The organism is Edaphobacter sp. HDX4, assembly GCF_036877565.1.
In the GTDB taxonomy this organism is placed as follows: Bacteria; Acidobacteriota; Terriglobia; order Terriglobales; family Acidobacteriaceae; genus Edaphobacter.
In genome coordinates, this window is record NZ_JAEDXW010000017.1 from 39232 (window position 1) to 52535 (window position 13304).

General features: G+C 59.7%; 8 protein-coding genes. All 8 read left to right on the top strand.

The annotated features are described in order from the left end of the window. The first annotated feature begins 13 nt into the window (after positions 1 to 13). The 8 genes from JAO29_RS16045 (at position 14) to JAO29_RS16080 (ending at position 13233) form a co-directional block, all read left to right on the top strand. Positions 14 to 1048, top strand: coding sequence for an L-rhamnose/proton symporter RhaT (locus JAO29_RS16045; protein WP_334269261.1), 1035 nt, complete (start codon positions 14 to 16; stop codon positions 1046 to 1048). Between the two features lie 187 nt (positions 1049 to 1235). Beyond that, entirely contained in the window at positions 1236 to 2246 is a 1011-nt protein-coding gene (locus JAO29_RS16050; protein ID WP_334269262.1) for a LacI family DNA-binding transcriptional regulator, read from the top strand. Positions 2247 to 2274: 28 nt separating this feature from the next. Then, the gene (locus JAO29_RS16055; protein WP_334269263.1) at positions 2275 to 3252 is read left to right on the top strand and encodes a carbohydrate kinase family protein; all 978 of its coding nucleotides are present in this window, start codon (positions 2275 to 2277) and stop codon (positions 3250 to 3252) included. A gap of 176 nt (positions 3253 to 3428) precedes the next feature. Next, complete coding sequence (locus JAO29_RS16060; protein WP_334269264.1) at positions 3429 to 6776, top strand: TonB-dependent receptor domain-containing protein; 3348 nt, start codon at positions 3429 to 3431, stop codon at positions 6774 to 6776. A gap of 46 nt (positions 6777 to 6822) precedes the next feature. After that, entirely contained in the window at positions 6823 to 9618 is a 2796-nt protein-coding gene (locus JAO29_RS16065) for a PIG-L family deacetylase (protein WP_334269265.1), read from the top strand. Between the two features lie 9 nt (positions 9619 to 9627). Further along, complete coding sequence (locus tag JAO29_RS16070) at positions 9628 to 10974, top strand: APC family permease (protein WP_334269266.1); 1347 nt, start codon at positions 9628 to 9630, stop codon at positions 10972 to 10974. Then, positions 10953 to 11894, top strand: a complete 942-nt coding sequence (locus JAO29_RS16075) for a carbohydrate kinase family protein (protein WP_334269267.1) — start codon at positions 10953 to 10955, stop codon at positions 11892 to 11894. Before JAO29_RS16070 ends, JAO29_RS16075 begins: the two co-directional genes overlap by 22 nt. Then, positions 11884 to 13233 (top strand): family 4 glycosyl hydrolase, encoded by a 1350-nt coding sequence (locus tag JAO29_RS16080; protein WP_334269268.1) that lies wholly within the window; start codon positions 11884 to 11886, stop codon positions 13231 to 13233. The genes JAO29_RS16075 and JAO29_RS16080 overlap by 11 nt, the downstream gene beginning before the upstream one ends. The last annotated feature ends 71 nt before the right edge of the window (positions 13234 to 13304 follow it).

Here is a 13304-nt window from a genome sequence, read left to right on the forward strand (position 1 = left end):
ATAGAGGAATTGCATGCATGACGTGCTGGTTGCAGGAGCGCTGCTGGCGGTTCTGTCGGGAGTGATGAACGGGCTGTTTACGCTTCCGATGCGCTTCCTCGGGCGCTGGTCATGGGAGAACGTCTGGAGCGTATTTATCGTTGGCGCGTGTCTTCTTCTGCCGGCTGTAGTGGTGGCAGTGAGTGCGCCGGGAAGCTGGTCTCTGCTGCTGGAGGCGCCGGGGCGCGCTGAAGCGATCGCGGTGGGAACGGGTTTTGCGTGGGGCTTCGGCGCAATTATGTTCGGGCAGAGCGTAAGTGCGATCGGGATTGCGCTGGCCAATACGTTTGTTCTTGCGATCAGCTCAGCATTCGGATCGCTGATTCCGATGTTGTTGCTGACGCCGAACAAGATTCACGAGAGAGCTGGACACGTTGTGCTTGCCGGCATCGCGGTCGAGATCTGCGGAATTGCCTTGTGTGGGAGGGCTGGTCTGCTGCGGGAACGCGCTGCTGGCGGTAAGAGCGATCAACGAGGAGACCTGGTGGGAGAGGCCAGGCCGTTGGCGGCGGCGTTTCTACTGGTGATCGGCTCAGGGCTGCTGTCGGCTGTCTTCAATATCGGATTTGCCCTGGCACAACCGATCGCAAGGTTTGGCCAGGTGCAGGGTCTGAGCGAGTTTGCGAGTACAAACCTGATCTGGGTGCTGATGCTGGGTGGAGGTGCGATCTCGAACCTGGGATTCTGCGTCTTCCTTCTCCTGAAAAATGTCAGTGGGCGGAAGTTCCTGCAGCCCGGCGGCGCACGACTGTATGGATTGGGATTGCTTATGGCGGCCTTGTGGGGCGGGAGCATCTTCGTCTATGGTCTGGCAACGCCGAAGCTGGGATCGCTCGGAGCCTCGATTGGTTGGCCACTGAGCCTGGCGACGGGCCTACTGGTAGCGAACATTGTGGGTCTGCTGCTGGGTGAGTGGAAGGGTGTTCCGCGCAGGGCGATGGGCTGGATGCTTTCAGGGATTGGGATACTAGTCGCAGCCATCGTCATCCTGAGTAGGGCAAACCAGTGAGAACGAAGAAAAGATGTTTCGAGGCCAAGTAAGAGGGCAGGTGCAAACCCAGAGAGAGCTGAGGCGCTGTCTTTGGTTTGAGGTGACGGCTCCGATCGTTTATAAATTCAACAATCTGCACTGGTTGGGGAAGTTCCCCCGGAGAGGCGCGAGCCCGAGGTATCAGCGACGGCATCGGTAAGGCACAATGGCAATTCGTCTTCAGGACATTGCGGATGACCTGAACCTCTCCAAGATGACGATTTCGAAGGTTCTGCGCGGACAGACGGATGTGAGCGCGGAGACCAAGGCGCGCGTTCTGAAGCGCATGAAGGAGCTGAACTACCGGCCCAACATCTCTGCACGGGGATTGCGGACGGGGCAGACCTACAGCGTGGGCATGGTGGTTCCTACGCTCGCCGATCCGGCGATCGCGCAGATGGTTCGCGGCATGAACGAGGTCTTTCGGCCGGCCAGCTACAGTCTGGTGATCTCTTCGGTAGATGGCGACGCGGAGTTGGAAGAACGGGAGGCGGAGCTGCATCTTTCGCGACAGGTGGACGCACTCATCGTGTGCCCGAGGAGCGACGCCTCCGACGCGCCGCAGGTCTTAAAGACGACGACGGTTCCGGTGATCTATGCGGGATCAACTCCTCCGCGTTTTGCCGGATTGAGCGTTGGGCTGCGCGAAGCGGAGGTTGGACAGCTTGCCGCAGAACACCTGCTGGAACGGCGATGTAAACGCATCGCGTACCTGCGCGGGCCAAGAACGGCGGTCGCTGACAAGCGCTTCGCTGGATTTCTGGAGGCGCTACGCAATGCAGGAGTCACGGTGCGGCAGGAGTGGATCGCCGAAACACAGTCAAGCGAGGCGGAGTATCGCAGCGGCTTTGCAGCGATGAAGCGTCTGCAGGCCGGCAAGATGCGGCCGGATGGCGTGGTGGCTTATACGGATCTGCTGGCCGCGGGAGCGCGGGACGCCGCGCTGTCTGGCCGGATGGAGATCCCACGCACCCTGCAGGTGATTGGTTGCGGCAATGTCATCGAAGTCTGCGAGACGCAGGTGTCGCTGACCAGCGTAGACCTTGCGCGAGAAGAACTTGGGCGCCGGGTGGCGCGTATGGCGCTGAAGCGAATTGAGGAGAAGGGAGAGACCTCGCAGCGCAGCGCGACGCTCTCTCCCCGGGTAGTGCAGCGCGAGTCAACGCGCGCAAGCTGAATCATTTGACCACAGGCAGGAGCTAGGAATGGCAAAGACAAAGCGGGCCAGCAAGAGACAGTTCGACCTGGTGGTCTTCGGAGAGTTCTTCTCCGACATGATCTTTTATGGGCTTAGAAACCAGCCGCGGTTTGGCGAAGAGGTAAAGACGGACAGCTTTCTGATTGCTCCGGGAGGTGGACTTGCGACGGCGGCAATTGCGGCTAGCCGGCTGGGCAGCGAGACGGGGATTATCACACGCGTGGGAGCGGATGCGAGCGTGCTGCCGACCTGGAATGAGATCCTCAACGAAGGTCTGGACGCGACGGCCTGCGAGGTCCGGCGCGACCAGGCGACGGCACTGACGGTTTCGATCGCGCACCAGTCAAATCGCATGATGGTGACGCATGAGCCTATCAACCAGCATCTGGAAGATCTGCTGACGCATAAGCCTGTGCTGGACAAGCTGCATCGCGCGCGGCACGTTCACTTTGCCTGTGCATTACGGCATCCGCGGCGCTGGATTCCGGTGATGAAGGAGCTTCGCGAGGACGGCATTACTGTTTCCGCGGACTTTGGATGGAACCCGGATCTTTCGCCCGCGCAACTTCACTCGATTGTGCGTCACTGCGAGTTCATCTTTCCCAATGAGCACGAGGCGAAGGCCATCACCGGCGCCAGCGATGCGATGCGCGCGATCGAGAAGCTGCAGGACTGGGTTCGTGTGCCGGTGGTAAAGCTTGGCAAGCGTGGAGCGATGCTGATGGCCGAAGGCAAGCTGTATCGCGAAGCTGCCCTGCCGATTGCCATCGTCGATGCGACGGGTGCGGGAGATGCGTTTGACGGGGGCTTTCTGCATGCGTTTCTGCATGGTGCAGACTGGGCGGGATGCCTGATTGCGGGCAATATCTGCGGCAGTCTGCGGGCCTCGCAGCCCGGTTCCCAGGGGCTTCCTGGACCGAAGGAGTATCGCCATTATCTGGCGACGATGAAGTCCTCAGCTTCGAAACGGCGTACGAAAAGTTAACTGGCACGAGATGAATATTTAATTAAATCTTGACACTCGCGCACTCCAGGAATAGTTTTCCTCTTACACGTTACCGATAACGATACCGATATCTTTCATGTTTGGCGCAGATCTCCCGGTGCGCCGGTCCCTTCGGGCGAAAGATGCGGAAGGCGGAATGTTCAGGAGGCAGGCAGATGGTTGATCACGTCGCTGTTGTTCCACCCTCTTTCGAGAAGAAGATCTTTGGCATTCTTCCGTATGTGCGGATTGTTGTGGCACTGATGGTGCTTCTCTCCTGCGGGATTGCATACGCCCAGTTCGATAACGGATCCATCACCGGAACGCTGCGCGATGCAAGCGGTGCGGTCGTGCCTGGCGCCACGGTGACGATCCGCAATATCGCTACCGGTGTAACAACGAAGCTCACAACTAACCAGGACGGCACGTACCAGGCGCTTGCGCTCATCCCGGGAACCTACTCTGTCGAAGCGTCAGCAAAAGGGTTCGGCAGCAGCAAGAATCCTTCCGTCGACGTTCACGTCAAAACGCGCGCGCAGGTGGACTTTGAGATGCGGGCCGGAACGACAGACACGATCGAGGTCAATACCGCTGCGGTCGCGTTGCAGACGCAGTCGGCCGATGTAGGCAACGTCATCGGGACGACGCAGATCAACGATCTCCCTTTGAATGCACGTCGCTACGCGGACCTCGCACTGCTGGAGCCGGGCATCTTCAAAAACCCCTCGGTTGCGAACAACGCTCCTGACCGATTCAGCTCAAACGGAAATCTCGAGACGCAGAATTACTTTGCGCTGGATGGCGTGGACAACAACTCCGGCTCGACGAACCTGCAGGAGGGTTCGGTGCAGAACGTGCAGCCTCCCCCGGACGCGATCCAGGAGTTCCGCCTGCAGACGCGCACCTACTCGACGGAGTGGGGAACCTCGGCCGGCGCGGTTGTGAACGCCTCGACCAAGAGCGGCACCAACCAGTTCCACGGCAGCGCGTGGGAGTATGCGCGTAACAGCGTCTTCGACGCCAACAGTTGGGCGAACAACCATGTGACGCCAAAGTTGCCCAAGGGCAACTTCAGTCAGAACCAGTTTGGCGGAACGGTCGGCGGACCAATCCTGCATGACAAGCTCTTCTTCTTCAGCGACTACCAGGGGCTGCGCAGTACGCAGCAGACTACAGTGAACTCGGTTGTGCCTTCGGCAGCGATGAGGAGCGGCAATCTATCGGAGGTCACGAGCTATAATCCCGTGGCCCTGCTGGCAAACCAGTCGGGCTGCATCGTCAACAAGATCGTCAAGCCGAGCTGCATCGACCCGGTTGCGGCGAAGATCGCGGCGCTGCTGCCGGATCCTAATAATATCCAGTCGGCGAAGGGCAACTGGGATGGCTCAAACAACTACGTCTTTCCGTATCAGCTTCCGCAGCAAAACAACTCGTTTGATGTAAGAGTTGATAACAAAGTGAGCGAGAAGAACACCATCTTCGGTCGTTACAGTTTCCTCAATCAGCATCGGCAGGATCCGCCCTGGACCTCGAACTTCACCATAGGCAACGGCGGCTTTGCAACGGATTACAACATACGCAACCAGGGGCTGGCGTTTGGCCTGACCACGGTGCTGTCGTCGACTGCAGTCAACCAGTTTCGCTTTGGATGGAGCCGCGACAGCGCGCATTCGAATCCGATCGGCGTAACGCTTGGCGAGTCTGCGGCGGGCGACGTTGGCCTGACGGGAGTTCCGGCGTCGCCGTATGCGGCCGGACTACCCCCGGTGAATATCTCCGGAGGCTTCCGTCGCATCGGTGTAGACCTCTACCGCCCTCAATTGCAGGCGGCGCAGGTCTGGCAGTTTCTGGACAACTTCACCAAGCTGGTCGGAACGCACAGCCTGACGGTTGGCTACGAGTACCACAGCAACACGGTCAACTTTCTTGATCTGGCGGCGCCACAAGGGTACATGGGCTTCTCGGGAATCTTCACCAATACGAATGGATTTGGGTTCGCGGACTTCCTGTTGGGCAATGTGAACCAGACGCTGTACAACAGCGCGATCGTGGTGCACAACTACATCTTCGGCAACTCGTTCTACGCGCAGGATACGTGGCGGCTGGGCAAGCAGCTGACCGTGAACTACGGCCTGCGGTATGAGTTGTACTCGCCGACGCTGAACCGTACCAACGCGCTGGCAAACTTCAACACCGCCAATGGCGGCTCGCTTACGGTGGCGAGTGCGGGGGACTGGTATCAGCGCTCGCTGGTGCATCCGGACAAGAACAACTTTGCGCCGCGGGTCGGCTTCAGCTACCAGGCGACGGACCGCATGGTGATACGCGGAGGCTACGGCGTCTTCTATCAGTACGTGAACCGTATCGGTTCGGAGTCGCAGCTTGGCCAGAACCAGCCGTTTCTGAAGGCGGTCAACGACGCGCGTACGACCGCGACCAGCACGCCGGTCTTCTTCCTGCAGAACGGCTTTCCGGGAGCGGCCTATGCGAACTCGACACCTCCGCTTTCTATCCAGAAGACGAACTGGCAGGACCCGAACCAGCGCGCCAGTTATGTGCAGCAGATGAGCGTGGGACCGCAATTCCAGATCACGCCGACGACGGTTCTGGAGACGGTGTGGGTGGGCAACTTCGGGCACAAGATGAACCGTCTGAGGAACGCCAACCAGGGCCTGATCACCGGGTTCAACGGGACGACTCCGGTTGTGAACTTTCCGTATGCGAACCTGAACTCCGGCGGCACACATGCGTTTCTGGAGTATGCAACCAACGACGGAAACACCAACTATAACGGGCTGGTGACGAGCCTGCGGAAGTCCATGAGCCACGGACTGGCATATCAGCTCAGCTACACCTATGCCCACAACTTCTCCGACTATGCCGATAACCTCACGGCCGGCTCAACGCCGCAGAACGCTTATGACTACTCACACGAGTATTCAAACTCCCCGTTCGATCAGCGTCATCGCTTTGTCGCCAGCGGACAGTACAGGCTGCCAATTGGACGAGGCGGCATGGTGCTCAATAGCGACTCGACCGCATCGAAGCTGATTGGCGGCTGGCAGTTGAATGCCATCGTCACGGTCGAGTCCGGCAACCCGTTCAGCGTGACGGCGAACGACTTGACGCAGACCGGCGGCAACCATGCGATGTATGCCAACTGCAACAGCGACGCATTCGCGGGAGCGACGAGCGATCGGAATTCAATCACGACACAGGCGTCGAATGGACGCTACATTGTGCCCACGGCGTTCTCGCAGCCGGTGAACGGAACCTTCGGCTCCTGCCGTCCGCGCGCCTACGCTGGTCCCGGCCGTCATAACGAAGACCTGAGCTTCTTCAAACAGTTTGAGTTCACGGAAGTGCGCAAGCTGGAGTTCCGGTTTGAGTTCTTCAACGCCTTCAACCATCCCAACCTAGCTAACCCATCGGCAAGCATCGCAACGCCAGGAACCTTTGGCAAGATCGGCAGCGTGGTGAACAACGCTCGCCAGATCCAGATGGCGGCGAAGTTTTACTTCTGAGTGTCCTGATGTATGGGCGACACCTAACCTGACAGGAAAGGTCTGCATGAATCTTCTAAGAAGTCTGACCTGCGCTGCGCTTATTCCAACGCTATTCTTTGCAACGCAAATGACGGCGGCAGACTTGAAGCCCAGCGTGGATGCGCGGCCGATTCCGCCGGACATGGGAGCAGCAGCGACGTGGCAGGCATTGAAGCGGCTGCATACCCGCGCCAGCGTGCTGATGATTGTCGCGCATCCTGATGACGAGGACGGCGCGATGCTGGCGTATGAGAGCCGGGGCCTCGGCGCTCGCGTGAGTTTGCTGACACTGGACCGCGGCGAAGGTGGAGCAAACGTGATGTCGCCGGATTTCTGGGACGCGCTGGGCCTGGTTCGCAGCGAAGAGCTGCTGCAGGCGGGGCGCTACTACGGGCTGGATGCACAGTACTTCACGTCGATGGCGGATTACGGCTTTTCGAAGTCGCTCAAGGAAGCGCTCGGCCAATGGGGGCATGATCGCGTTCTTGAGCAGGCTGTGCGCGTGGTTCGCACGGTGCGGCCACTGATCGTCTGCTCGGTGTTTGTGGGTGGACCGACGGACGGACACGGTCAACATGCGACGGCAGGCTTGATGACGCAGGAGGTGTTCACGGCTGCGGGCGATCCGAAGATGTTTCCGGAGCAGATCAAAGAAGGCCTGCTGCCGTGGTCGCCGATGAAGACCTACGGCCGGGCACCGTTCTTTCGCACGTCCGCGAAGGGAATGTATGACTATGCGAATCACACGTGGGGACCTGTGGGGGTGACGAACCACATCACCGGCAAGTGGGAGGAGGGCAAGCCCTCGGTGACCGTGAGTATCCCTTCGGGCTCGTTCGATACGGTGATGGGGCAGACCTACTCGCAGATCTCGCGCGAAGGGCTTGGCTTCCAGAGATCGCAGAACGGCGGCCCGAGCGTGCCGCTTGCAGGCGCGCAGATGAATAGCGACTATCACCGCTTCGGTACGCGTCTTACGCCGAAGGAGAAAGAAGACGGATTCTTCGACGGCATCGATACATCGCTTACAAGCATCGCGGAGCTCGCCGAGGGCAAGGCCCCGGCGACGCTAGCGGCGGGGTTGAACGAGATTAACGGCTACATCGAGAAGGCAATGGCGGAGTTTTCCGCGGACAAGCCTGAAGCGATCGCGCCGCATCTCGCAAAGGGCAAGCTGCGGACCGAGGCGTTGATCGCCGAAGTGGAGAAGAGCAGTCTGGGTGCAGAGGCGAAGTACAACGTGCTGCATGAGCTGCATGTGAAGGACCGGCAGTTCAACGATGCGCTCGTCGCGTCGCTGCAGCTCTCGTTGAATGCAGATGTAACGCCCGCAGGAAAAGACGATCCGATGATGGCGATGTTTCGCGGAGCGCAGCCGACGTTCCAGATGGCGACGCCGGGGCTTGCGTTTCCGGTGAAGGTGCATCTCTACGAGCCGGCGGTGCCCTCGCTTGCGATCAAGACGCTTGCGATCAAGGGAACGTCGGGCAAGGACTGGAGCGTGACTGCGGCCAAGGTTCCCGCACAGCTCGAGGGGCAAGAGGCGGTCGATCTTGTGTATTCGGTGAGAGTGCCTGCGGACGAGCCGTTCACTCGACCATATTTCACGCGTGAGGGATTGCAGGATGCCTTCTACGAGGTCGCTCCCGGTGCTCCGAAGAACAAGCCATTCAGTCCGTATCCGCTGGAGGCAGTCGCCGACCTCACCTACGAAGGTGCATCGGTACAGCTGGCGAGCGTGGTGCAGGTGGTGAGTAAGGTCAACGGACCTGGGCTGCTGCGTTATCCGATGCCGGTAGGTCCGGCGCTGTCGGTTGCGCTCTCGCCTGCTGCCGGTGTGGTGCCGCTGGAGAGCAAGTCGACCAGTGTGAGCGTGCGCGTCCACAACAACACCAGCGGAGCCGCGTCACCCTCTGTGAGTCTTGCGTTGCCTACGGGCTGGAGCGCGGAGCCAAAGTCGATCCCGGTAAAGTTTACGCAGAGCGGAGAGGACCAGACGGTGTCGTTTACGGTGACGCCGAAGGTCGAGAAGGGCAAGCAGTATACGGTGACGGCGGTGGCATCGCTCGATGGCAAGGAATACAAGGAGGGTTATGTGACGACCGGCTACATCGGCCTGCGTCCTTACTTCCTCTACTCGCCGGCGCGTTATACGACGGTGGGCACCGATGTGAAGATGGCTCCCGGCGAATCGATCGCTTATGTTGAAGGCAGCGGCGACGATGTTCCTGCGGCGCTTGAACAGATCGGCGTACACGTCAGCTACCTGTCGGCGCAGGACCTCGCAAGCAGCGATCTGAAGAAGTACGACGCCGTCGTTCTGGGTGTGCGTGCGTATGCCGTGCGGCCCGATCTGATCGCGAACAACGCGCGTCTCATGCAGTATGTGGAGAATGGCGGCGTGGTGATCGTGCAATACAACACGCCGGAGTACGACCACAACTACGGACCGTATCCGTATGTGATGAGCGGCGATCCCGAAGAGGTCACGGACGAAGCGTCTGCGGTGAAGATTCTCGATGCTTCGAACCCGGTCTTCAACTGGCCGAACAAGATCACCGAGGACGACTTCAAAGGGTGGGTCGAAGAGCGTGGCTCAAAGTTTCTGCAGTCATGGGATGCCAAGTACACGCCTCTACTGGAGACGCACGACAGCGGACAGCCGGAGCAGAAGGGCGGCCTTGTTTACGCGCGGTATGGCAAGGGTGTGTATATCTACAATGCGTATGCTTTTTATCGTCAGCTTCCACTTGGAGTGCCCGGAGCATTCCGGCTCTTCGCCAATATGTTGAGCCTCCCCAAGAACCCCGAGATCCGCTAGCTGAGCTTTATGGCAAACCAAGCAGTACAAGCCGGGCATCTGGACCGTGGAATGGGTCTGTGGGGAGCGATCTCCACCAACCTGCTGAACATGGTTGGAGTAGGGCCGTTTCTCACCATTCCGCTAGCCATCGCGGCCATGGGAGGACCGCAGGCGATGCTTGGCTGGATACTTGGCGCAGGGCTGGCGCTGTGTGATGGCCTGGTGTGGGCGGAGCTTGGCTCGCGTATGCCGGACTCGGGAGGGTCGTACCGCTATCTGCTCGAGGCCTATGGGCCAAACGGTGCGGGACGTCTCTTCTCTTTTCTCTTCCTCTGGCAGGCTTTGTTGATCGGCCCGATCTCGATCGCTTCGGGAGCGGTGGGATTCGCGGAGTACTCCAGCGTCTTCCATCCGTTCACGCCTGTGCAGATGAAGCTGATCGCTGTTGCCTTGTGTTTGGTCAATCTCGCAGTGCTCTACCGCTCCATCCAGTCGATCAGCACGCTCTCCATCATTGTGATGGTTGCCGTGGTCGCGACCTGCGGATGGATTATCGTCACCGGCGCAACGCACTTCCATCCCTCAATTGCATTCGATCTGCCGCCGCATGCTTTTCAACTCTCGCATGGCTTCTGGGTGGGTCTCGGCTCGGCGATTTTGATCGCGACGTATGACTATGGCGGGTACAACAACGTCTGCCTGATCGGCGGTGAGATCAAGAACCCGGAACGCAACGTTCCGCGGGCCGTGCTGCTGTCGATCGTGATCGTGGCCTCACTGTACCTGGCGATGAACCTCGCAATCTTGGGACTGTTGCCGTGGCGCGAGGCCATGAACTCGAAGGCCATCGTCGCCGACTTCATGCGGCTGGCGCTTGGGCCATTTGCCGCGAAGGCCGTCTCGGTTCTGATCCTGATTGCGAGCTGGGGATCAGCGTATGCGATTCTTCTGGGTTACTCGCGTATCCCTTACGCCGCGGCCGTTGATGGGCGTTTTCCGAAGATCTTTGCGCGTGTGCACCCGACGCAGCACTTTCCCACGGTGTCGCTGCTGTACATGGGCATCGCCTCGGCGTTGATGTGTGTTTTCTCGCTGGCCGACCTTATCTCCGCGCTGATTATTATCCAGACGCTACTGCAGACGATCGGCCAGTGCATTGCGGTCATTCTGTTGCGTCGCAGCTCGCCACCCGGTGTCTTCCGCATGCCGTTCTTCCCGTTGCCGGCTCTGGCGGCGCTCGCGGGATGGATCTTCATTATCGTTACAAGCGAAGCGAAGCACGTCGCTGCCGGTCTCGTTCTTGCCACGGCCGGCGTTGGTTTTTATCTCATCACCGCAGTCAAGCAGAGGGAGTGGCCTTTCAGGCAGGCATGATGTATGACGTGACAGTGATCGGCGAGATTTATCTCGACCATGTCTTCAGCGGATTTGCAGACTGGCCCGGGCCGGGTGAAGAGATCTTCACCGATCAGTATGCGTGGGAACTGGGCGGCGGAGCCGTGACCACGGCATGCGCATTGGCTAGGCTGGGAAGAAGTGTGCAGTTGATCGGAGTGGTGGGCGAAGACCAGTTTCCGATGATCGAGGCGCGGCTCGCGACCTTCGGCGTTTCGGCCGCGAACCTGACGCGCACGAGGGAACGTAGCGGCGTGACGGTCAGCATCTCGACCACGAAAGACCGCTCGTTCTTCACGTATCGCGGCGCAAACCGGCAGCTATCTGGATTGCTGCGCAGCAACGACTCGTTGCTGGATATCGCAGCCCTGGCGAAGCACGTGCATCTGGCGATGCCGCTTGCGGCCGAGGATGGCGACACAATCCTTCCTGTACTGAAGCGCAGGGACGCTACGATCTCGATCGATGTTGGCCACCACGTGAAGTGGCTTGAAGATGCGCGTAGTCTTGAGATCGTGCGAGCGATTGACTACGCGATGCCGAATGAAAAAGAGGCTGTCATTATGGCTGGAACGCCGCAGCGTTATCTTGACCTTTGCCGCTCACTTGGCGTGCGTCACGCACTGGTGAAGCTTGGTTCGGCGGGGGCGATCATGCTTTCGGGCGGCGTCGAGTACAAGGCTGCTCCACCCGATGTGGATACTGTGGATACGACCGGTGCGGGCGATGCCTTCGACGCCGGATTCATCGATGCCGTACTTTCAGGCCTCTCGCCAAAGCAGTGCATCGAGCATGGATGCGTCTGCGGCGCTCTCTCGACACGTGCCGCCGGCGCTCTGCAGGCGTTGCCGACACGCGCCGAGGCCGCGACGGTATGTGAGGAGAACTATGTCGCGTAAGATTGCGTTTCTCGGCGGAGGAGGCGTACGCACTCCGCTGGTTGTCTTTGGAATCAACGAGTCGGCCAAGCGGCTCGATGCCGAAGAGCTTGTGCTGTACGACGTTGACTGCGAGCGTGTGGGGATGATCGCCCGGCTGGGCCGCGAGGTTGTGCGCCGCGATGGCGGCTCGCTTCGCGTGGTTGTGGCAAACACGCCGGAGGAAGCTGTCGACGGCGCGACCTTCGTGCTTAACAGTGTTCGCGTCGGAGGTATCGCGACGCGTGCGCAGGACGAGTGCGCCTCCATCCGCTGCGGTTATCCCGGGCAGGAGACGACCGGTCCCGGGGGAATCGCAATGGGACAGCGAACGATTCCGGTTGCGATTGAGCAGGCGCGCATGGTGGAGCGCATCGCACCAAGCGCGCGGATCATCAACTTCACAAATCCTGCCGGTCTTATCACGCAGGCCGTGATGCACAACTCGAACGTCCGCGTGGTCGGCATCTGCGACACGCCCACGGAGATGCTGCATCGCATCCAGTCTGCGCTTGGAGCAACAGCCGCAGAAGTTGAATGCGAGTATGTAGGGCTGAACCATCTGGGATGGGTGCGGAGGATTGTTCTTCGTGGCGAAGATGTAACGGAACGTGTGCTCAATGACGATTCCATTCTCTCGCAGCTCTACTCCGCGCCGCTCTTCGAGCACGATCTTATTCGGGCTCTAGGGCTGATTCCTACGGAGTACCTTTTCTTCTACTACTCGCGACATCGTGCGCTTGAGAATCAGCGTAAACAGGGAACCACGCGCGGTGAGCAGATCGCCCAGATGAACGAAGACCTGGCAGAGCGTCTGATGGAGCAGTTCGCGCGCGACGACGAGGCCGGCGCGCTGCAGACCTATATCGACTATCTCAACCTGCGCTCTGGTTCCTATATGAAGCTCGAAGGTGAAGGCCAGTCGGCCTTTGAGCAGGAGATTATTGCGGAAGACCCTTTCCGCGCCGCGAGCGGCTATCACCGTATCGCGCTCGATGTAATGAACGCGCTGTGCGACAGCGAAGCCAATTGCGTCATCGTCAACGTGCGCAACGGTTCGACGATCCCGGAGATCGCCGCAGATGATGTGATCGAGACCGCATGCCGCATCCAGGCGGGAGAGATTGAACCTTTGCCCGTAGGCCCTCTGCCCGAGGTTGTACGCGGCCTAGTGCTGGCGGTGAAGGCTTATGAACGCGTGGCGATCGAGGCTGCCATCAGTGGCTCGCCACGCGATCTACGCAAGGCGATGCTGCTCTACCCTGCGATCGGTGAGTGGGAGCCCTCGGCAGACCTACTGAAGGCGATGCGTTGGAAGTAAGCTGAGGTGCCGGCGCCCCACAGGACCAAATCTTTGAGACGGCGGAACTCTCGCGCAGCTGTTCGTTCCAT